The organism is Sporosarcina cascadiensis, from assembly GCF_009650995.1.
Lineage (GTDB): Bacteria > Bacillota > Bacilli > Bacillales_A > Planococcaceae > Sporosarcina > Sporosarcina cascadiensis.
This window is the reverse complement of record NZ_WHVV01000004.1, coordinates 130,550-150,463: the sequence shown is the minus strand read 5'-3', so window position 1 is coordinate 150,463 and position 19,914 is coordinate 130,550. Positions and strand designations below refer to the sequence as shown.

Here is a 19,914-nt window from a genome sequence, read left to right as displayed (position 1 = left end):
ACGCCAAAACGTGGTTGATTGACAATAGGTGTATGCGGAATGCTTCACTCTCAGAATAATACATGTAAAACTATTGCGTTCATCAATGAAAAAGGTACAATGTAGAGACAGGAATCATTTCAGGGAGCTGATTTTTTGTCGAACGAACAAAAAAGCCTTTTACATGAGATTGCGCTGATGGAAAAAGACTTGCGCCATATTGCAGCAATTATAAAAGAGCAAGGACGTAAAATCCTAAAAAATTATACGATTACACCTCCTCAATTCAGTGCTCTTCAATGGCTGCTGGAGCATGGCGATATGACAATCGGTGATTTATCCAATAAAATGTTTTTGGCATTCAGTACGACTACAGATTTAGTTGACCGGATGGAAAGCAGTCAGCTGGTGAAACGCGTACGGGATGACAAGGATCGGCGAGTTGTTCGTGTTCATTTATTGTCCGAGGGTGAACGGATTATCGAGGAAGTTATAAAAAAAAGACAGCATTATCTGCAGGATGTCCTTATAAACTATGATGAAAAAGAAATTCATCAGTTTGCGACTCTGCTTGCCAAATTACATGAAGAGATGAAGAGAGATTGAGGGATTACAGTGAATGCACCTATTGGAGTTATTGATTCGGGAGTCGGCGGATTGACAGTTGTAAGAGAATTGCGTAAGTATCTGCCGAATGAACCCATTATTTACATTGGCGATGATGCACGTTGTCCATACGGGCCTCGGACTGCAGATGAAGTATTGCAGTTTACTATGGAGATGGTCAGCAGCTTGGCAGAATTAGGTGTTAAAATGCTGGTTATTGCTTGCAATACTGCCACGGCAGTTGCATTAGAGAAAGTACGAAGTCAGTTTTCTTTCCCGATAATCGGTGTCATACAGCCGGGGGCTCGCGCTGCGGTGAAAGCTTCAGTAACGGGAGAAATCGCTGTTCTGGGCACACTGGGTACAGTGAAAAGCGGAGCGTATGACCAAGCGATCCATTATCTTGAGCCGGAAGCTGCGGTGCATTCATTGGCTTGTCCGGAATTCGTTCCGATCGTAGAGAGCGGAGAATACCGTTCGTCTGCTGCGAAAAAGGTAGTGGATCAAGCGCTTCAGCCATTGCATGCAAGCTCGTTTGATACGGTAATTCTTGGCTGCACGCATTTCCCGCTGCTTCAAGAGCATATAGAAGAGCATTTTCATGGACAAAAACATATTATTTCATCTGCTGTGGAAACGGTCATTGACGTAGAAAGAATTCTGCGGGAACAGCAAATTGTTTCAGCTGGCGCAGAACTGCCTGTTTTTTATACGACAGGCTCCATCGAAAAGTTCCGGTCGATTGTCGAAGACTGGCTATGCATTCCGCAGCCTGATGTCCGTTCCATAACATTTTAAAAAAATTAGAACCCGAAAACAGTACTTGTTTTCGGGTTTTGACGTTCCTATGGTAAGATGGATTGAATGTTAAATTGATAAAAAGTCAATAATACAATAAAAACTGTACTTAAATGGAGGATATTTTATGAGACATGACGGCAGAGAAACTGAAGAGATTCGGACAGTAACGATTGAGAAGGATTATTTAATTCATCCGGAAGGCTCCGTTCTGATTTCGGTTGGCAATACGAAAGTGATTTGTACCGCAACCATTGAAGACCGTGTGCCTCCTTTCCTGCGCGGCAGTGGAAAAGGCTGGATTTCAGCTGAGTATTCCATGCTGCCACGGGCGACCGGCCAACGGACAATCCGCGAATCTTCCAGAGGGAAAGTTGGTGGTCGCACGATGGAAATCCAGCGTTTGATTGGACGTGCTTTGCGTGCAGTCGTCGATCTGGACGCGATTGGTGAGCGGACGATCTGGATCGATTGTGATGTGATTCAAGCGGACGGCGGGACTCGTACGTCTTCCATTACAGGTGCGTTTGTCGCGTTGGTGATTGCAGCCGATAAATTACAGATTGAAAAGAAACTGCCGACATTCCCGGTACGTGATTTTCTTGCTGCAACAAGTGTAGGCAAGCTGGCTGACGGTCAGCTAATTACCGATTTGGATTATGTGGAAGATTCTTCGGCAGATGTGGATATGAATGTTGTCATGACAGGAGCAGGTCAATTTGTCGAACTCCAGGGAACAGGAGAAGAAGCGACATTTTCCCGTGCTGAAATGAATGATTTACTGACGCTGGCAGAACAGGGAATCGAGCGACTGGTCGCGATTCAAAAAGAAACATTGGGAGAACTGGCGAATAAAGTCGGACAGCAGGCAGGCGCTGTACAATGAAAGAAATATTGATTGCGACGAATAATAAAGGCAAAGCAAAGGATTTTGAAGTGTTATTTCGGCCGCTTGGCATTACTGTTCTAACATTGAATGATTTAGAAGAACATATAGATGTGGAAGAGACTGGCGCAACTTTTGCTAAAAATGCGATTTTGAAGGCTGAGACTGTAGCAAAGCTCTTAAATAAAACTGTAATCGCAGACGACAGCGGCTTGGAAGTAGACGCACTGAACGGTGAGCCCGGCGTCTATTCTGCGCGCTTTGCAGGCGAGCCGAGTGACGATGAAGCGAATATTAATAAACTGCTAAGCAACCTGGATGGTGTGCCTTCAGCGGAACGTCAGGCGCGTTTTCGCTGTGTACTCGCAGTTGCAGGTCCGAATATTGACACTGTCTGTTTCTCTGGAAGCTGTGAAGGAATTATTGCTTCAGAGCGGAAAGGGACAAACGGATTCGGATATGACCCGGTCTTTTATGTGCCTGAAAAGAATTTGACAATGGCAGAGTTGTCGGGAGAAGAAAAAAGTGTTATTTCACATCGCGGTGCCGCGCTGGCTCAATTACAAGAGAATTTGCCGGCTTTATTGAAAACAATGGGAGAAAATATATGAAATTTATCGTCCTGAGTGATTCGCATGGCGATACGGTCACGGTTAAAGAAATTTCAGAATTGCCGGCTGACGGAATTTTTCATTGCGGTGACAGCGAATTGCCGGCTGATCACCCGCTGCTTACCAATTTGCACATTGTACGGGGCAATTGTGATCGTGATACACGTTTTCCCGCTTCATTAGCCGTGAAGGCAGGGGGCGAAAAAGTATTGATTGTGCATGGTCATGAACATAGCATCAAAAGTTCATTATTAGCTCTCTCATATGCTGCAGCTGAACAGCAGGCGACGATTGCATTATTTGGTCATTCTCACCTCTATGGTGCAGAAATGATTGAGGGTGTACTGTTCGTCAATCCAGGAAGCACTGCGCAGCCTAGAGGCGGCAGAGAAGCGACATATGCGGTCATCGAGACGGCAAATGAAAAGTATACGGTAGGTTTTTATGACATGCAGCACACATTAATCGATCAAACAGAACTTATAAAATAAGAAATATAAAATATAGTGTTGACTTTTAATAATGTCATGCCTATAATAGTTCTTGTGCCTGTGTTAGCAGGTATTTGTCTCAGTAGCTCAGCTGGATAGAGCAATGCCCTTCTAAGGCATCGGTCGGGGGTTCGAATCCCTCCTGGGACGTAATAAGAACAAGCAGAGAATGTTGGGGAAACCGGCATTCTTTTTTTTATGGTTTGCGCCAAAATATGTTCTTGACGACCTGTACCTAAGCTTTTCCAGAATACTAAGTATTGCATGAAACACTCTCTACAAGTCTAGTTTCCAGTAGTATTATAAAACAGTCTGATTTGTTCCCGTAAAAGAAACAATACAGTGAATTACCTTTGTTTGCTACTTATATACTCAAATGTCAGCGATGAGGTATACTGAATAAAACACAAAAAAGGAATGAAGAAAATGAGCAGTAATACCGAATTAACGTCAGAACAAACCGCAGAACTCTTATCAATATTGAAAAACCGTTTCGATAAAAATATGCATTTCCATCCAGAAATTGAGTGGACAGAAGTGCAGATAAAACTTGAAGCGAACCCCGATAAGCTCCGGATCCTTAATGAAATGGAAAATACAGGCGGCGAACCGGATGTTGTGGAGTATGATCGGCAAACAGATAAATATATCTTTTATGATTGTTCCGCGGAAACTCCTAAAGGGCGCAGAAGTGTTTGTTTTGATCACGAAGCCTTGGAATCGAGGAAGAAAAATAAGCCCGAAAACAGCGCAGCAAATATGGCTGCTGAAATGGGCATCGAATTATTGACGGAAGAACAATATCGTAAGCTGCAGAAATTGGACAGTTTTGATTTGAAGACTTCCAGCTGGGTGCAGACTCCTTCAGATATCAGGGAACAGGGCGGTGCGCTATTCTGTGACCGGCGCTTCGGACACGTTTTCTTATATCATAATGGAGCAGAATCCTATTATGCCGCAAGAGGTTTTCGTGGCTTGCTCAAAGTCTAATTCATAGCCGGCTGCGCCATGAGGTGAAAGGAGAAGCATCGCCTTTATACTTCATGGCTGTTTTTCGTCCTAAATCATGACTTCCAACCTTATACATATTTACTCACAATATCTCCCAGCTTTTATTTGCAGACTTAAAAACTCGCGTATACATTGTATAAACTCTTTGTGAAACGGACAAACTTTTTCCTAATGCTCTTTTAAAGTGTAACGAAAAGATATCGGGGTATATGACTATCAAATAGGAACATCTTTATTGAAGGAGGACATACCAATGAAAAGAAGTGCATCCACAGATCGTTTTCAGCCGCTCACTTCTGAAAACAGTCATAAAGGATTCGAAGTCACTGCTGATCTATATTGCTATACTATCCAAATCGTGAATGTGGTTTTCTATGGAAAGCCAGGGTCTGAAGATTGGGTGCTGATTGATACAGGAATGCCGAAAACTGGAGCAAAGATTATAGAAGTCGCCGCTGAACGGTTTGGCAAAGGTGTTCCGCCGAAAGCCATCATCTTGACACATGGCCATTTTGACCACATCGGAGGACTCATCGATGTCTTAGAGGAATGGAGAAATGTTCCGGTCTATGCTCATGAGCTAGAGATGCCGTTTATTACAGGTCGGCAGAATTATCCGGAACCCGATACAGGAGTGGAGGGCGGGATGGTCGCCAAAATGTCTTTCATGTTCCCAGTTGAAGCCATCGACATTGGAGAACGCGCACATATGTTACCGGCAGATCATACTGTACCCTTCATGCCAGGCTGGGAATGGATACACACTCCAGGTCATTCAGAAGGACATGTTTCGCTCTTTAGAGCATCAGATCAGGCATTGATCGCAGGAGATGCTTTTGTGACAGTAAAGCAAGACTCGCTTTACAAAGTATTCACGCAAGAACTGGAAATGAATGGACCGCCGCGTTATTTGACTCCTGATTGGGAGAGTGCGGAACAATCTGTCAAGGCCCTGGCAATTTTACAGCCAAAATTGGCAATTACGGGACATGGCGTGCCAGTTACAGAAACTGCTTGGTTAGAGGATGAGTTAAGCCGGCTGGCAAATAACTTTCAAGAATTAGCTGTTCCGGACCATGGCAAATTTGTTGATGATTGATCGCCGTTCCGATTGCAATTAAAGACTGGCGATGTCCACAGCATCACCGGATAAAGAGCTGATTATAACGAAATAACATTGTTTGTGATAACGACTCGGTTCAATCTCCAAATGAACGCGGGTCTTTTCAATCTTGGATCCTTTATTACGCAAGAATTGATAACCTCTCCCTCTAAGCAATAATCATGAACAAATTTCAAACTGCTCATGAAATAGACTGTCAAATATCCACTTTGGTAAAAAGCTTCAATGATGAATAACAATTGCGGATGAAAGGTTGCGAAAGAATTGGCTCAGAATAGAAGTTGTATCCACTAATCCTTCTTCTTTTTTTCTAGAGCAAAGAAATGGACTCTTCATCAGTTTACATATAAACTGATGAAGAAAGATATCCGAAACAGATAAAAAAAGGAGAACAACGCAATGAACCATCAATCGAACCGGTTAGATTTAATGATCTGGTTCCGCTTATCCAGAATTTACAATCAAAGTATCCGATTATCCAATCAACATCTAAAGAAGTGGGGACTGACGGCTGCTCAATTTGATGTCTTAGTGCAAGTAGGGATGCATAATAAAATTTCACAGCAAGAATTGGGCGAAAAACTGTTTGTGACAAAAGGTAATATTACGCAGCTGCTTCAGAAAATGGAGCGCATGGACTTAATTGAAAGAGAGCAGGACTGGAAAACGAAATATATTTCACTCACTGATGAAGGCAGAATGTTATTTCGGGAAGTTGTTCCGGTTCAAGAAGAATTCCAGGCAAGTCATTTTCAAAATTTGACTGTTGAAGAGAAAAAAGTTCTCAATGAGTTATTAAAGAAGTTAAAATCCGAGGAGGAGTAAATATGAGAATCAAAGGAATACACCATGTGTCAGCAATTACAGCAAATGCCAAAGAAAATCTGCACTTTTATACAGAAATCTTAGGTATGCGGTTAGTTAAGAAAACCGTCAATCAAGATGCACCGTCCATGTATCATTTATTTTATGCAGATGAAAAAGGAAATCCGGGTACTGACCTGACATTTTTTGAAGTTCCGCGTGCAGCGCAAACTCATCAAGGTACGAACAGCATATCGGTAACTTCTCTGCGCGTGCAAAATGATCAGGCATTAAATTATTGGAAATCACGTTTTGAAGAAATGAATGTGCCACATGGAGAGATTAAAGAACAAGCGGGCAGAATGACTTTAGCATTTACCGATTTTGAGGCACAGCGTCTGGTATTGGTGTCTGATGAAAACAACAAGGGTGAAAAAGCAGGTACGCCTTGGGACCAGAGTCCCGTTCCACAAGAATTCGGTATCACAGGAATCGGACCTTCCCGTCTGACTGTCGGGAATATAGCCGGAACTGTTTCATTGCTGACTGAAATCTTCGGATTCCATAAAAAAGGGCAATATCCTTCTGATGAGAATGGGCAGCCGGATATTCTCGTTTTTGAAACTGGTGAAGGAGGATCCGGCACTGAAATTCACTTAGAAGAGAGAACTGATCTACCGATAGAAAGACCCGGCCGCGGCAGCGTTCACCATATTGCCCTGCGCGTTGATAATGAGGAAGAATTATTGGAATGGATTGATAAGCTAAATAAAAATGGCATAATGAATTCAAGCTTTATTGATCGTTTTTATTTCCGCTCCGTTTATTTAAAAGACCCTAATGATATTACCATTGAATTAGCTACAGACGGTCCCGGTTTTGACACAGATGAATCTTTGGAGACTCTCGGAGAAAATCTGGCTCTGCCTCCATTTTTAGAAAGTCGGCGTGAAAAAATTGAGCAGCGTCTGAAGCCTTTATAATTGAAGGAGGTGCAAAAATGGAACATATTTTTTATCCAGCAGAAAATGCAAAAGGCACGCTGATCCTATTGCATGGAACAGGCGGGATGAACATAGTCTCCATCCTGTTGCGAGAGAGTTATCCAACGACATGAATTTTCTGGGCGTCCGCGGCAATGTGAATGAAAACGGCGCAAATCGTTTCTTTAAACGCATTGCGGAAGGTGTGTTTGATATGGAGGATTTACGATACAGAACAACCGAGTTGGCTGAATTCATAAAAACTGCTTCAGAAAAATATAACTTTTCTTTGGAAACGACTTTTTTATTGGGCTATTCTAACGGAGCGAACATCGCAGCAAATGCCATGCTGGGTGTGCAGAATATAGCAATTGGAGCTATACTGCTGCATGCAATGGTGCCTTCTAGAGACTCTGCAGACCTTTCATTAGCTGGAAAGCATATCTTCATGTCGGCCGGAACTTTTGACCCTTTAGTCCCTAAATTTGAGACAGAAGAACTTTATCAAATTTTTCAGGAAAAAGGTGCTTCTGCCACGATCAATTGGGAGCAAAGTGATCATAGAATTACTCATTCTGAACTGGCTGCTGCAGAGAAATGGCTCGCCAACATACAGGTAATTAGCTAAAGATTAGTCATCTGTGAGTCACTTCATTCGATATTTGAATGAAGTGACTTATTTTTCTGCTCGATAATAGTATTATTGTAATAGCAATCTATTGGAAGAGTAAAAGAAATAAATAGGTTGTCTTGCTTAATAATTGAGGAACGTTTATCATGTTAACTATATCTTTTTATTCTGAACATACCAACTGGTTAGTATGATAAGAAACTATGTACAAAAGATGTTCATCGGTTCTCGAAGAATTAAATGGCACGAACACACAGTTTTCAAGTGTTAATGCGAGGTTATCAAATAAAAGAAAAGAGGAAATGTTCATGGCGGTTTTAGATTTATTTAGTTTAAAAGGAAAAACGGCAATTGTAACAGGCGGCGGAAGAGGACTTGGTGCACAAATTGCCAGAGGATTCGCGGAGGCCGGTGCAAACGTTGTAGTTTGTTCGCGTAAAGTGGATTCCTGTATTGAAATGAGTGAGGAATTGGAGAAACTGGGGATCAAATCAATTGGTCTCGCCTGTGATGTTGCAAATGAAGAAGATGTGAAAAAAGTGGTTGAGGAGACAATAAAAGAATTCGGCCGAATTGACATTCTTGTCAATAACAGCGGTGCCACATGGGGGGCGCCGACAATGGAGATGCCGATACAGGCATTTCAGAAAGTGCTCAACGTCAATGTTACCGGAACATTTATCATGAGCAAAGAAGTTGGAAAAGTCATGATCAAGCAAAATAGCGGAAAAATCATCAATATTGCTTCCGTTGCCGGCCTTGGTGGAACACACCCCGATTTCATGGAAACGATCGGCTATAACTCCAGTAAAGGTGCGGTTATTACCTTGACTAAAGATCTGGCAGCAAAATGGGGACAGTATAATATTAATGTGAATGCAATTGCTCCGGGATTTTTCCCTACGAAAATGTCGTCCGTTACGATAGAAAATGGCCGAGATTATATCCTGGCAGGTACCCCGCTGAATCGTTTGGGTAATGAAGAGGATTTGAAAGGTGTCGCTGTATTTTTGGCATCCAAGGCATCCGATTATATAACCGGCGATGTGTTAGTCGTGGACGGTGGGATGAGCAGTCAGATTTAATTAGTGAGGATTACAGTGACAAAGATCAGATGATGTAAAAGGAGTGATATTAATGGTTAATAAAAAGCAGCTGTATCGCGGGGGAGCCTTTCTGTACCGGTCAACGCAAAAAGAGGAAATTTTTACGCCTGAAGAGTTTACTGATGAACATCATATGATTGCGAATACAGCAAAAAACTTTATAAAAAATGAAGTTCATCCAAAGAATGAAGAGATTGAACAGCAGGATTTTAACCTGGTCACATCTTTGCTGCAAAAAGCAGGTGATCTTGGTCTGCTTGCGCACAGTGTTCCTGAAAAGTATGGGGGGCTCGGTCTCGATAAGATTACTAAAGGGCTTGTCGGTGAGTGTTTGGGTTCTGCCGGAGGATACAGCGTAGCGCATTCAAATCATACATGTATAGCGACACTGCCGATCACTTATTTTGGAACGGAGTGGCAAAAAGAATATTACTTGCCGAAGCTTGCTTCAGGAGAATTTCTTGGTGCATACTGCCTAACAGAGCCGACTGCCGGATCGGATGCCTTATCGGCAAAAACTACTGCAAAATTAAACGAGGAAGGCACGCATTATATTCTGAACGGTTCGAAGGTATATATTACTAATGCAGCCTTCTCCGATACATTTATCGTTTATGCTAAAGTGGATGGAAACGCTTTCACTGGATTTATTGTTGAAAAAGATTTTCCAGGACTTTCACTGGGACCTGAAGAAAATAAAATGGGGATTAAAGGTTCCTCAACTAGAGCGGTATACTTTGAAAACTGTGAAGTACCGGTTCGAAATCTGTTAGGGGAAGTGGGCAGAGGTCACCATATTGCACTGAATGTACTGAATCTCGGCCGCTTTAATTTAGGATCGGCCACAATGGGGGCTTCGAAGTACAGTTTGAAATTAGCACTTGATTATACAAAGGAACGCAAGCAATTCAACAAAACTATTGCTGACTTTAGAGCGACACAAGAAAAGGTTGCAGATATGGCAATTCGGATTTACGCAGCTGAATCCCTTCAGTACAGAACTGCTTCTTATTTAGAAGATGCGCTTGGCGATGTAGAATATTCAGATGACCATCGTCTGATTGCAAATCGAATGATGGAGTATGCGGTGGAATGCGCAATTTGCAAAGTGTACGGCTCAGAAACGCTTGATCAAGTAGCTGATGAATCGCTGCAGCTGCATGGAGGATACGGGTATATGAAAGACTATCCGATCGAACAAGTCTATCGTGATTCACGAATTAACCGAATTTTTGAAGGCACGAATGAGGTGAATCGGCTGCTCATCCCGATGTCTTTATTAAGTCAGGCAGGTAAGGGGGATTTACCGCTGCAAGAACTAGTGGCAGGGGCAAACAAAGCATTGATGCAGCCTGTAAAGCTGTCAGGTACAGAACTTTCCAGAGAACTAGAAGCAGTTCATCTGATGAGGAATGTGTTTTTGCTGAGTGCCGGTCTGGCATATCAAAAATATGGTAATAGTATGGTGGATGAGCAGGAAGCACTTATGAATCTCGCAAATATTGCTATAGCGCTTTATGCAGCCGAATCGGCAGTGCTGCGAACAGTAAAATCTGCAGAAGCTTCGAAAGAGAAGGCTGACTTAAAAATAAAGATGGCCGAAGCACTGATTACGGACACTTTACTGAACGTAGAAATGATTGCAAGAAAACTGCTGCCGGAAGTAATTTCAGGCGACGCTAAAAGCGCGATAGTAAGCAATTTGTTGAAGAGGTTCAATGAGTTGTCAAGTGAAGGAACAGTTGAAACAAAACGTGCAATAGCAGCATCAATCTATCAAGCAGAGAACTATATTTCTTAAGGGGGAATGGATATGAAAGCAATTCAATGTGAAGAATACGGCGGACCTGAAGTACTGAAAGTTGTAAAAATCGATAAACCAGCTGTAGGTGACAGAGATGTGCTGGTGGAAATTAAAGCGATTGGCGTGAACTATGCAGATGTTGCCCGCCGTGAAGGAAGGTATGTCGTACCGACGCCTTTGCCTTTTATTCCAGGTGCAGAAGTGGCGGGAGTTATTACAGAAGTCGGGAAAGAAGTGAAGCGCTTCAAGCCGGGTATGCGGGTAGTATCGCTTATTGAATCCGCAGGGTACTCGGAATACGCAGCCATACCGGAAATGACGCTTGCTCCCATTCCGGACGGTGTAGAATTCACGGATGCAGTTGCACTGCCGCTTCAGGGACAGACAGCTTATCATATTTTGAAAACAATGGGCCGGCTTGAAAAAGGCGAGACTGTACTCGTGCATGCAGCTGCAGGCGGGGTAGGCGCGATTGCAGTTCAATTGGCGAAAATTTTTGGTGCCGGCAAGGTCATTGCGACAGCGAGCAGCGATGAAAAACTGGCACATGCAAAAGAAATGGGCGCAGATCATCTGGTTAATTACACAGAAGATGGCTGGGAACTGAAAGTCCGTGAACTGACCGGCGGTAAAGGTGTGGATGTGGCGCTCGAAATGGTAGGCGGCGATGTTTTCCGCAAGACGCTGAAATGCCTCGCGCCTTTTGGACGTCTGGTAGTGTTTGGCGCTGCGAGCGGTGAGCCTTCTCCTCTTCAAGCAGGCGAATTAATGCGGCGCAACCATTCAGTTATCGGATTTTTCTTGCCGCAGATTATGAAAAATTATGAGCTGTATCAAGCTAGCTTCAAAGAATTGCTCAATTATATCGAAAGCGGCGATCTGAAGCTGACAATCGGAGGAGTATTTGATTTAGAAGAAGCAGCGGAAGCCCAGCGTCAATTGCAGGGAAGAAAGACGATGGGGAAATTAGTGCTGACAACATAATCTTATAACAAAATTCTGCGCAGAGAGTCAGCAACAGCTTCCAGCGCAGTTTTTTTGATTGGGCAAGTAAAAGAAGCGGACGCGCCAAAGTGTTATCAAACCGCACCAACAACTCCTTGAAACGAACCAAAAACGATCTCCACCGAACATTACTCTAGCCGTGCCGCACCAACCCGCTCTTTCACCGAACCAAAACAGCTGATGACCGCACATTTCCTTCATAAGGTTTTGAAATGTGCCATAGAGCAGAAATAATGTTATACTTACCAAGTAGATTTTACAAGCAGGCAGGTGAAAGACAATGATCGAAGTAAAACTTTCTCCGCTCGGTGAAGGAGAATTCAATCGCGGAGTATTCGCGAAGCGTGATATCAAAAAAGGCGAGCTGATTCATGAAGCGCCTGTCATTTCCTATCCCAATGAACAACACGAACATATTGAAAAAACGGTGCTGGCCGATTATGCTTTTGAATACGGCGCCAACCATACTGCTGTCCTTCTGGGATATGGGATGCTGTTCAATCACTCGTATGAACCAAATGCTGATTACGAAATTAATTTTGACAACCATACATTTGATTTCTTTGCCCATACAGATATTAAGGCAGGGGAAGAAATTCTGATCAATTATAATGGCGATGTTGATGATAATGAACAATTATGGTTTAATGAAGATTACACAGGCACAGCGAATGACTAACGGAGATTGTGGACTTCGATTCGCAAGCGGGATCGGAGTCATGTCTCCTATTATATCAACTTGTCCCAGTAGCTCAGCTGGATAGAGCAACGCCCTCCTAAGGCGTAGGTCGGGAGTTCGAATCTCTTCTGGGACGTCATACAGACACCAATTCAAAGACAAAGCACCCTGCTGGGAGAGACAGGGTGCTTTGTTGTTTATTTTAATGAATGTAAAAGAAAAAGATACTTTTATCGTCTTAACTTCTAATTGTTATGTTAATGAAAATCTTTCAATTATAATCGCGTTTTAGTTTGAATAATTCCATTTCATTTTTAGCAGCCTTTTGATAAGTGAATTCTACTTCACCTTGAATATCCGATAATTTTTCTTTGACAGCAGTTACATCTCCATGCATCTTATGAACATCCAAAGTAAGACCTTCTAGTTTTGCGTCTGTTTCTGTTTGACGGCTGCGTATGGCCTTTATGATAAGTTTATTTTCATCAAGCTGGGATGTTACCTCGCCGAGTTGTGTTTTTACCTCAACAAGTTCTGAGCGCACTAACTGGATATCTTGTCCCATTCGATCAACGGCTTCTAGTTTTTGAAGTATCAAGTCTAGCTTCTTTTCCACGAGATCTCCTTCTTTCCGTTTTTATTCCTCTGAATAGTAACCTTATCTTATAATAATAACAGGAGCTGCCAGGTAAAGATATGGAGACATCAATAAACCAGAACTCGTGTTTTGATTATTCTGTTTTTAAGAGAATGTGACATGCATTCCCACATCAGCGACAGAGCTTCTCCGGCCCTAACACTCGCATTAGATATAACTACTATGAAATTCAATCGATAGCAAAGACAAAAAAAGAACACTAAGCGCCAAAATGCTAAGCGTTCTTTTCCTATTCACAAAGCGTGCGAACTTCTCCGGGTAAACAAACGTAAAATCCAATTAAACAGCGGCTCGATCAAATGTCGCTGCCAAATTACCAAAAATGCCACTGCAGTCGCGATAAACGCACCCATCAATACATCTGTCGGATAATGGACACCTGTATAAATACGCGATAACGCCATTAATCCCGCAAATACCAGCAGCACAGCGCCCGACTTCCTGCGTTTCCAAAAAAGCGCCAGGGCCAATGCAAAAGAGCCTGCGGTATGATTGCTCGGGAATGAAGGATCTGTATCGAGTTTATCGACAAGCATCGTCACGTCATGATTGACAAAAGGACGTTCGCGGAAAAATGACAGTTCAATGATCTTATCAATTCCGATAGTGATGACGGCAATGGTGAAGGCAAACAAGACAATTTTTCGATTGGCCCGGCGGTCTCCTAAACTCGTAAACCACAGCCACACAAAAAACAGACCGAATAAAAGTGGACCAAACTTCGTGAAAAATACGACAGACTGATCCAAAACCGCGCTATGCCCTGCAAATTTATTGATTGCTTCAAAAACCTTGAAATCTACACTCATATATTCCGTTCCCCACGTTCTGTTTCAGTTGAATAGTACTAATTATTTTGATTTGCATCCGATAAAAATTCTTTCAATAAGTCTTTATTCTGATCTAAGTCAGCATCCAGCACTTCTCCTACATTTACGCGTCTATCGATATAGGTGCCTTCTGCAGGAATACGCAATGTCTCCAGATCTTTTGATTTTCCACCGGTGAGCATGCCTTTACCGATCGTAAACAATGTCTTTCCGTCGACATTTGTATCGATATAAGGATCGATAACGCCAAGTAATTTAGGTAAATTGAACAGGGTATTCATGCTGACAGCTTCATCTTTCAGTTTCGATAATGCTTCCTGCTGGCGCTTGACACGTCCGAAATCGCTCTGAATATCATGGCGGAAACGTACATAGCCGAGCAGCTGATCGCCGTTCAAATGCTGTTCGCCGGGTTCGAGTGTCATGCCGATTCCGTGCGACATCGCGTAGGGGATATCGACTTCAATACCTTCCGGCGCTATCACGTCGACAATTTTAGAAAAGCCCTCAAAGTTTACAATGGCATAATATTGCACGTCCACATCGAAATTATGCTTTATGGTCTTTCGCACCAGCTCCGGTCCGCCGAGAAAAAAAGCGGCATTTAATTTTTGCATGCCGTATTCGGGAACTTCCACATATGTATCACGCATTAAAGAAACCAGTTTCACTTCATTTGTATCTTGATTATAATGACCGATCATCAAAGCATCTGAACGTGCTTCTTCTTCGTCAGCTCTCGCATCATTGCCGATTAAAAGAACGTTAATTTCCCCGAACTGTGCTTCTGCACCTTCAAACGGTTCAAATTTCATATTTTCCTTACTGTCGCTATCGCTTACTTTATCTTCATTAGCCATCGATACCCCATTATTATACTGGTAAGCAAAGTATCCCGCACCTGCCAGTAATAAAAACAAGAGAATAAGGAAAATGTTCCTGCGTCCTTTGTTCTTCTTCTTTTTCAAGAATTCACTTCTTTTCTCCACTTTCTTCACCTGCTCATCTGATTATGAATTTCTGGTTACAGCGTTTGAAGCAATCTGCACTGCGACTGCGTCATCGAGAAAGCCGATGGCGAATAAATAGTCCGGGATTACATCGATTGGTACAATGAAATACAGCAATGCGCTTCCGATAATCGCCAGCTCTTTCGTATTGCCGTTTTTCGTCTTAAACCGGTTGAATAAATATTTCATCTGGTCAATAAAAGGACCGATTCCTCCAGTGCTCTTCAGCTTTTCCTCAAATTCATGAAGTATACGTTCCTCACCATCTACCGTTTGAGAAAAAACTTCGTAATCGGTCAGCTGTTTTTCTACAGAAGAAATGGAAATGTTGGCAGAGAGCAGTTCCGAAGTATGTAAGAGCTGTTCAATTGTTTCATCATAAGCTGAAGTTGAATCTTTCTCATTATCTACAGGATAACCTGCCGATTCCAGCAACTTGGTCAATGGCAGATTCAGAACAGATGAAAACTGCTCCAGGTGATCAAGCGTTGCTTTTCGCTTATGGTTAATAATACGAGAGATCGTAGCTGTATCAATATTCGTTTGTTCACTTAACTTGCGCATGGATATAGACCGATTAGCCAGAGTTTCCCGCAATAACTGCCCAATAGTAATTTCAAGACTTTCTGACGCCATGAAAAGAGCCTCCTTTTAAAAGACATCAGTCAAAGATGTTTACCTATTTGTCTTCACTATAAAAAATAGTAAAGGAGTGTTGACAATTTGTCAACGTCTGCCGAAAACCGTATACTTTAGTCAGAGGGCAAACTGCAAAGGAAGTATCTTATGAATTTAAAGAGTTGCCGTTTCATTCTATAGGAATTTATAAAAGGAGGAGCCGTTATGCTGAAGAAATTCTTACTCCTGATCGCGGTGATTTTCGTACTGTCTGCCTGCTCGCAATCATCTGGCTCTGAAAAGGATTCAGCATCTGAGATCACGCTGAATACGATCGATGGGAAGTCAGTCAGTTTAGCTGATTATGAAGGAGAAAAAGTATACGTGAAATTCTGGGCGTCTTGGTGTCCCATTTGTCTTGCAGGCCTGGAGGAAGTCAATGCACTGGCTGGAGAAGACAATGATTTTGAAGTGCTGACTGTAGTTGCTCCTGATTATAATAATGAAATGGAAAAAGAAGATTTCATTGTTTGGTTTAAAGGACTGACTGGTGTAAATGATTTGCCGTTGCTGCTAAATGACGGAGGGAGCCTTGCGAAGGAATTCAATGTAAAAGGTTATCCGACATCTGCTTTCTTCGACAGAAGCGGGCAGCTGATCCGTTCGCAGCCTGGACATTTGTCTAATGAAAAAATAAAAGAGGCCATGGCTTTAATTGAGTAGAGAAAGGGGACAGAGAAGATGAAAATGAAGTATCTTGCGGTTTTATTGGGATTATTGCTGCTTGGCGGCTGTTCATTCGAAAACGCTAATACAAATACAACAGATTCCGGTACGGATACAGATTCACTGCGACAAGAACTCGCGGAGGTTTTGAACTCGCCATCTGATTCAAAATATCCTGCAAATCCGAATAAAGATTTGACATTCAATAAGGATAATCTCCAGGAAGTGTATTTGGCGGGTGGCTGTTTCTGGGGAGTAGAAGCATATATGGAGCGTGTGTACGGGGTATATGACGTCACTTCCGGCTACGCAAATGGTACAACGGAAAATCCGACTTACAATGAAGTGATCACAGGGAAAACGGGCCATGCAGAAACCGTGCATGTCCAATTCGATCCCGAACGAACTGATCTGGATAAAATATTGGACCATTTCTTTATGATTATCGATCCTACTTCATTGAATAAACAAGGAAATGATCGCGGCACACAATATCGTTCAGGAATTTTCTACAGTGATCCGGCTCAAAAAGCTATGATTGATGAGAAAGTAAAGAAGGAACAAGAGCAGTATAAAAAAGATATTGTGACAGAAGTTGAACCATTGACAAGCTACACATTGGCAGAAGACGAACATCAGGACTATCTTGAAAAAAATCCGAACGGTTATTGTCATGTTAAATTTGATACGCTGGAGGGCCAGGAAATTCCGTCTGTTATCGATGCAGCGGCCTATCCCAAGCCGAGCGAACAAGAATTGAAAGAAAAATTGACAAAAGAGCAGTATCAAGTAACACAGGGCGATAATACTGAAGCGGCGTTCTCTAATGAATATTGGGATACGTATGAAGATGGGATTTATATTGATGTAGCAACAGGAGAACCGCTTTTCTCAAGTGCTGATAAATATGATTCACAATGCGGCTGGCCAAGCTTCACGAAACCAATCATTCCCAAAGTCGTGACAGAGCATAAAGATAAGAGTTTCAATATGGAACGGATTGAGGTGAGAAGCCGGGCGGGTGACAGTCATCTTGGGCATGTGTTCCCAGATGGACCGAAAGATAAAGGGGGGTTACGTTACTGTATTAACAGTGCGGCCATTGACTTTGTCGCGCTTGAAGAGATGGAAGACAAAGGTTATGGCTATCTGACAAGCTACGTAAAATAATGTACAATAACAGTAATAGTAACTGAAGGAAAGGCAGCTCAGGCTCCCTTTCCTTTTTAACGATTTGAGATTGGATCGGGACTTTGTGAAGTGCCAAATAGAATGCTGCTGTAAAGCGAAACAACTATCACGGCATCTTAACAGAGTACTGCATCATAGTATGTAGTACGAATAAGAAAGGAATGAAAATATGAGAGAAATGGTTGCACGCTGCAGAGAGCTTGTGGAAACGATTTACATTCAATATGATGCGAGTCACGACCTAGATCATATTGACCGTGTAATGAAGAATGCAGAGAAGATTTTATTGAAAGAACCTGCAGCGGATAAACTGGTTGTACAATTAGCAGTTCTGCTGCACGATATTGAAGACGCGAAATATGAGGCAATGCATGAAGCGACGACGAATGAAATGCTGGATCAAATAGGAGCTTCTGCAGATCTTTCTGCAAAGGTACTGTCTGCTATCGAAAGTGTGTCATTCAATGGCGGGCACGCAAAAGAGATCACGTCCATTGAAGGAGCGATTGTCAGAGATGCCGATCGTTTGGATGCAATCGGAGCGATTGGAATCGCAAGGGCATTCGCGTTTGGCGGTGCCAGAGGAAGAAAGCTATATGATTTAGAGGAAGAAGCACGCAGAACAATGTCCGCTTCAGAGTACCGCGCAAAAGAAACGGCTTCTGTAACACATTTTCACGAAAAACTATTATTGCTGAAAGAGTTGATGGTGACGACTGAAGGAATGCGTCTTGCAGAAGAACGCCATGATTTTATGGTGTCTTTTCTGAAACAGCTTAAGAATGAAATCGAATAAAAATTATTGGTTTCACAATCTGAAAATTAGATTTCCTATTCTGAACTTTGTCTGATAGAATTGAGTTACTGAGCATACGATTCTATCCTATGAAGAAAAAGGTGAGTCCTTGGATAAAAATAATAAATTATTTGTCATTACATTAATTGCCATTGCACTATTTACATTAGGCGGCTTTGCCGTGCAAAAAGGTTTTATCACATTTTAGAGAAGTCCTTAGGTCCTTATAAATGACCTGAGGGCTTTTTATTCTGCAATCAAATGTTGACCTGCTGCATATAGTATAGGTAGCTGCAACGGAATTTTTCATGAAATTATTAAAAGGAGTGTTTCCATTATGTATAACCAGGAAGAGCGAACGATTACAGTTTTCGGAGAAGGTGCGATAAAGGCATCCCCTGACCGCGTGCAGATTGTTATATCTGTGAATTCGAGAGGAACGGAACTGCAGGAAATTCAGCGGGACAATGCCGACAGAATGAACCAGGTCAACAAAGCGTTGACAGCCGCAGGTATTTCACAAGATTCCATTCAGACGATAGATTACCAGATTCGTCCCGTATATGACTACTCGAATGGGGAACAGCGGTTTCAAGGCTATGAAGTGATTAACACGATCCGTATCACAAGTGATAACTTGTCCCGTGCAGGAGAACTTGTGGATTTGGCTGTAAAAAACGGCGCCAATCAAATTGGTTCGATAGAATTCAGCTTGCAGGACGAAGGTGAATATTATCAAAAAGCACTGGCACTTGCCCTGCAGGATGCAGAGAAGAAAATGATTACGATCGGTACAACATTGCAATTGCCGAACAAACCAATTCCAATGACAATAGAAGAGCAGCATGCTAATCAGCCGATCGCATTTCGGGCAGTTGCGATGGCAGATACAGTTTCCACACCTATTTCTTCCGGCACACTGACAATCAGTGCGAGTCTGCTAGTCAAGTATCAGATTGTCTGACGATGGGTGGCATACGTTTTGACTGTCTGCTACTATGAGATAAAAATGTTTGGAAAGAGGCGTCGCTAATGGATCTCTATTCATTATTAATGAGCGAGCGGTGGACGGGCAAGGTGCTGGCATAGGGCAAAATTTGAACACTGGCAACAACTATTCTTTTAAGAAGACTGAATATAGAGGACATGTGACGAGCCTGTTTTGCTTGTGGTAATTGGCGGAGAAGGCACGATTCGCGAAGTGTTGAATGGCATAATAGGATTCGAGCACGTTACGATCAGTATCATGAAAGCGAGTATAGGAAATGACTATTCCAGGGGATTTTCTGCTTTTCATGATATTACTGAAATTGAAACTTATTTAACGTGAAGTAGATGATAATTTCTTAAAAGTAAATATGAATTGCAAGCTTCTCGAATAACGGAAACGTTAGAGAAGTTTTTTTATTCATGTTGATGATTCAGTCAATATATTAACTAGTAAAAAAGTTGGCAGAATATGCGAACTGTGAAGTTTACTGTATTACTTTTGTAAAGGCATTTTTAGTACCTGTATTTCATATTCTGAAGTATCTTAGACTTACCTCATATATACAGTAAGTAAATTT

Annotated in this window: 23 protein-coding genes and 2 tRNA genes; 21 read left to right on the top strand and 4 right to left on the bottom strand. The window is 42.3% G+C overall.

From position 1 onward, the window contains the following. Nucleotides 1-177: 177 nt before the first annotated feature. The 16 genes from GDZ68_RS06190 (at nucleotide 178) to GDZ68_RS06115 (ending at nucleotide 12,653) form a co-directional block, all read left to right on the top strand. A complete protein-coding gene (locus GDZ68_RS06190; RefSeq protein WP_153721503.1) occupies nucleotides 178-585 on the top strand; it encodes a MarR family winged helix-turn-helix transcriptional regulator in 408 nt (135 codons plus the stop codon). Nucleotides 586-594: 9 nt separating this feature from the next. Continuing rightward, the gene (gene racE, locus GDZ68_RS06185) at nucleotides 595-1,383 is read left to right on the top strand and encodes a glutamate racemase (protein WP_153721402.1); all 789 of its coding nucleotides are present in this window, start codon (nucleotides 595-597) and stop codon (nucleotides 1,381-1,383) included. A 127-nt stretch (nucleotides 1,384-1,510) separates the two neighbouring features. Beyond that, complete coding sequence (rph, locus tag GDZ68_RS06180) at nucleotides 1,511-2,269, top strand: ribonuclease PH (protein ID WP_153721401.1); 759 nt, start codon at nucleotides 1,511-1,513, stop codon at nucleotides 2,267-2,269. Continuing rightward, entirely contained in the window at nucleotides 2,266-2,880 is a 615-nt protein-coding gene (locus GDZ68_RS06175) for an XTP/dITP diphosphatase (protein ID WP_153721400.1), read from the top strand. The genes rph and GDZ68_RS06175 overlap by 4 nt, the downstream gene beginning before the upstream one ends. After that, nucleotides 2,877-3,371 carry a metallophosphoesterase gene (locus GDZ68_RS06170; protein WP_153721399.1) on the top strand — a complete coding sequence of 165 codons (495 nt, stop codon included), beginning with the start codon at nucleotides 2,877-2,879 and terminating at the stop codon, nucleotides 3,369-3,371. Before GDZ68_RS06175 ends, GDZ68_RS06170 begins: the two co-directional genes overlap by 4 nt. Nucleotides 3,372-3,447: 76 nt before the next feature. Beyond that, nucleotides 3,448-3,521 (top strand) — tRNA-Arg (locus GDZ68_RS06165). Between the two features lie 267 nt (nucleotides 3,522-3,788). After that, nucleotides 3,789-4,361 carry a DUF4256 domain-containing protein gene (locus tag GDZ68_RS06160; RefSeq protein WP_153721398.1) on the top strand — a complete coding sequence of 191 codons (573 nt, stop codon included), beginning with the start codon at nucleotides 3,789-3,791 and terminating at the stop codon, nucleotides 4,359-4,361. 274 nt (nucleotides 4,362-4,635) lie between these two features. Continuing rightward, nucleotides 4,636-5,481 (top strand): MBL fold metallo-hydrolase, encoded by an 846-nt coding sequence (locus GDZ68_RS06155; protein ID WP_153721397.1) that lies wholly within the window; start codon nucleotides 4,636-4,638, stop codon nucleotides 5,479-5,481. 423 nt (nucleotides 5,482-5,904) lie between these two features. Beyond that, a complete protein-coding gene (locus GDZ68_RS06150) occupies nucleotides 5,905-6,330 on the top strand; it encodes a MarR family winged helix-turn-helix transcriptional regulator (RefSeq protein WP_153721396.1) in 426 nt (141 codons plus the stop codon). Nucleotides 6,331-6,332: 2 nt separating this feature from the next. Beyond that, complete coding sequence (locus tag GDZ68_RS06145) at nucleotides 6,333-7,292, top strand: ring-cleaving dioxygenase (protein ID WP_153721395.1); 960 nt, start codon at nucleotides 6,333-6,335, stop codon at nucleotides 7,290-7,292. A 130-nt stretch (nucleotides 7,293-7,422) separates the two neighbouring features. After that, nucleotides 7,423-7,920, top strand: coding sequence for an alpha/beta hydrolase (locus GDZ68_RS06140; RefSeq protein WP_228551025.1), 498 nt, complete (start codon nucleotides 7,423-7,425; stop codon nucleotides 7,918-7,920). Nucleotides 7,921-8,231: 311 nt separating this feature from the next. Next, nucleotides 8,232-9,008, top strand: coding sequence for an SDR family oxidoreductase (locus GDZ68_RS06135; RefSeq protein ID WP_153721394.1), 777 nt, complete (start codon nucleotides 8,232-8,234; stop codon nucleotides 9,006-9,008). Nucleotides 9,009-9,060: 52 nt separating this feature from the next. Then, nucleotides 9,061-10,830 carry an acyl-CoA dehydrogenase family protein gene (locus GDZ68_RS06130; protein ID WP_153721393.1) on the top strand — a complete coding sequence of 590 codons (1,770 nt, stop codon included), beginning with the start codon at nucleotides 9,061-9,063 and terminating at the stop codon, nucleotides 10,828-10,830. Nucleotides 10,831-10,842: 12 nt separating this feature from the next. Continuing rightward, complete coding sequence (locus GDZ68_RS06125) at nucleotides 10,843-11,817, top strand: quinone oxidoreductase family protein (protein ID WP_153721392.1); 975 nt, start codon at nucleotides 10,843-10,845, stop codon at nucleotides 11,815-11,817. Between the two features lie 301 nt (nucleotides 11,818-12,118). Continuing rightward, the gene (locus tag GDZ68_RS06120; protein WP_153721391.1) at nucleotides 12,119-12,517 is read left to right on the top strand and encodes an SET domain-containing protein; all 399 of its coding nucleotides are present in this window, start codon (nucleotides 12,119-12,121) and stop codon (nucleotides 12,515-12,517) included. 62 nt (nucleotides 12,518-12,579) lie between these two features. Beyond that, a tRNA-Arg gene (locus tag GDZ68_RS06115) sits at nucleotides 12,580-12,653 on the top strand. 135 nt (nucleotides 12,654-12,788) lie between these two features. On the opposite strand, the gene GDZ68_RS06110 is transcribed toward GDZ68_RS06115, so the two are convergent. The 4 genes from GDZ68_RS06110 to GDZ68_RS06095 form a co-directional block, all read right to left on the bottom strand. After that, a complete protein-coding gene (locus GDZ68_RS06110) occupies nucleotides 12,789-13,133 on the bottom strand; it encodes a hypothetical protein (RefSeq protein ID WP_153721390.1) in 345 nt (114 codons plus the stop codon). A 275-nt stretch (nucleotides 13,134-13,408) separates the two neighbouring features. Further along, nucleotides 13,409-13,984, bottom strand: coding sequence for a phosphatase PAP2 family protein (locus tag GDZ68_RS06105; protein WP_153721389.1), 576 nt, complete (start codon nucleotides 13,982-13,984; stop codon nucleotides 13,409-13,411). Between the two features lie 38 nt (nucleotides 13,985-14,022). Beyond that, nucleotides 14,023-14,994 (bottom strand): LCP family protein, encoded by a 972-nt coding sequence (locus tag GDZ68_RS06100; RefSeq protein ID WP_153721388.1) that lies wholly within the window; start codon nucleotides 14,992-14,994, stop codon nucleotides 14,023-14,025. Between the two features lie 21 nt (nucleotides 14,995-15,015). Further along, nucleotides 15,016-15,651, bottom strand: coding sequence for a DUF1232 domain-containing protein (locus tag GDZ68_RS06095; protein WP_153721387.1), 636 nt, complete (start codon nucleotides 15,649-15,651; stop codon nucleotides 15,016-15,018). A 207-nt stretch (nucleotides 15,652-15,858) separates the two neighbouring features. Between GDZ68_RS06095 and GDZ68_RS06090 the strand changes: the two genes are divergently transcribed. The 5 genes from GDZ68_RS06090 (at nucleotide 15,859) to GDZ68_RS06070 (ending at nucleotide 19,676) form a co-directional block, all read left to right on the top strand. After that, a complete protein-coding gene (locus GDZ68_RS06090; protein ID WP_153721386.1) occupies nucleotides 15,859-16,356 on the top strand; it encodes a redoxin family protein in 498 nt (165 codons plus the stop codon). Between the two features lie 18 nt (nucleotides 16,357-16,374). Next, the gene (gene msrB, locus GDZ68_RS06085; RefSeq protein ID WP_153721385.1) at nucleotides 16,375-17,529 is read left to right on the top strand and encodes a peptide-methionine (R)-S-oxide reductase MsrB; all 1,155 of its coding nucleotides are present in this window, start codon (nucleotides 16,375-16,377) and stop codon (nucleotides 17,527-17,529) included. Between the two features lie 190 nt (nucleotides 17,530-17,719). Beyond that, on the top strand, nucleotides 17,720-18,346 hold the full coding sequence (locus tag GDZ68_RS06080; protein WP_153721384.1) for an HD domain-containing protein: 627 nt from the start codon (nucleotides 17,720-17,722) through the stop codon (nucleotides 18,344-18,346). Nucleotides 18,347-18,683: 337 nt separating this feature from the next. Further along, nucleotides 18,684-19,310, top strand: coding sequence for an SIMPL domain-containing protein (locus GDZ68_RS06075; protein WP_153721383.1), 627 nt, complete (start codon nucleotides 18,684-18,686; stop codon nucleotides 19,308-19,310). 204 nt (nucleotides 19,311-19,514) lie between these two features. Next, nucleotides 19,515-19,676 carry a hypothetical protein gene (locus GDZ68_RS06070; RefSeq protein WP_228551029.1) on the top strand — a complete coding sequence of 54 codons (162 nt, stop codon included), beginning with the start codon at nucleotides 19,515-19,517 and terminating at the stop codon, nucleotides 19,674-19,676. Nucleotides 19,677-19,914: the final 238 nt, after the last annotated feature.

Excerpts from the sequence above, each read along its gene's own strand:
- GDZ68_RS06120 (WP_153721391.1), top strand. The coding sequence starts at position 12,119 with ATGATCGAAGTAAAACTTTCTCCGCTCGGTGAAGGAGAATTCAATCGC.
- GDZ68_RS06140 (WP_228551025.1), top strand. The coding sequence starts at position 7,423 with ATGAATTTTCTGGGCGTCCGCGGCAATGTGAATGAAAACGGCGCAAAT.
- GDZ68_RS06080 (WP_153721384.1), top strand. The coding sequence starts at position 17,720 with ATGAGAGAAATGGTTGCACGCTGCAGAGAGCTTGTGGAAACGATTTAC.
- GDZ68_RS06175 (WP_153721400.1), top strand. The coding sequence starts at position 2,266 with ATGAAAGAAATATTGATTGCGACGAATAATAAAGGCAAAGCAAAGGAT.
- GDZ68_RS06170 (WP_153721399.1), top strand. The coding sequence starts at position 2,877 with ATGAAATTTATCGTCCTGAGTGATTCGCATGGCGATACGGTCACGGTT.
- GDZ68_RS06190 (WP_153721503.1), top strand. The coding sequence starts at position 178 with ATGGAAAAAGACTTGCGCCATATTGCAGCAATTATAAAAGAGCAAGGA.
- GDZ68_RS06160 (WP_153721398.1), top strand. The coding sequence starts at position 3,789 with ATGAAGAAAATGAGCAGTAATACCGAATTAACGTCAGAACAAACCGCA.
- GDZ68_RS06095 (WP_153721387.1), bottom strand. The coding sequence starts at position 15,651 with ATGGCGTCAGAAAGTCTTGAAATTACTATTGGGCAGTTATTGCGGGAA.
- GDZ68_RS06075 (WP_153721383.1), top strand. The coding sequence starts at position 18,684 with ATGTATAACCAGGAAGAGCGAACGATTACAGTTTTCGGAGAAGGTGCG.
- GDZ68_RS06150 (WP_153721396.1), top strand. The coding sequence starts at position 5,905 with ATGAACCATCAATCGAACCGGTTAGATTTAATGATCTGGTTCCGCTTA.
- GDZ68_RS06125 (WP_153721392.1), top strand. The coding sequence starts at position 10,843 with ATGAAAGCAATTCAATGTGAAGAATACGGCGGACCTGAAGTACTGAAA.
- GDZ68_RS06135 (WP_153721394.1), top strand. The coding sequence starts at position 8,232 with ATGGCGGTTTTAGATTTATTTAGTTTAAAAGGAAAAACGGCAATTGTA.
- GDZ68_RS06090 (WP_153721386.1), top strand. The coding sequence starts at position 15,859 with ATGCTGAAGAAATTCTTACTCCTGATCGCGGTGATTTTCGTACTGTCT.
- GDZ68_RS06105 (WP_153721389.1), bottom strand. The coding sequence starts at position 13,984 with ATGAGTGTAGATTTCAAGGTTTTTGAAGCAATCAATAAATTTGCAGGG.
- rph (WP_153721401.1), top strand. The coding sequence starts at position 1,511 with ATGAGACATGACGGCAGAGAAACTGAAGAGATTCGGACAGTAACGATT.
- msrB (WP_153721385.1), top strand. The coding sequence starts at position 16,375 with ATGAAAATGAAGTATCTTGCGGTTTTATTGGGATTATTGCTGCTTGGC.
- GDZ68_RS06145 (WP_153721395.1), top strand. The coding sequence starts at position 6,333 with ATGAGAATCAAAGGAATACACCATGTGTCAGCAATTACAGCAAATGCC.
- GDZ68_RS06155 (WP_153721397.1), top strand. The coding sequence starts at position 4,636 with ATGAAAAGAAGTGCATCCACAGATCGTTTTCAGCCGCTCACTTCTGAA.
- GDZ68_RS06130 (WP_153721393.1), top strand. The coding sequence starts at position 9,061 with ATGGTTAATAAAAAGCAGCTGTATCGCGGGGGAGCCTTTCTGTACCGG.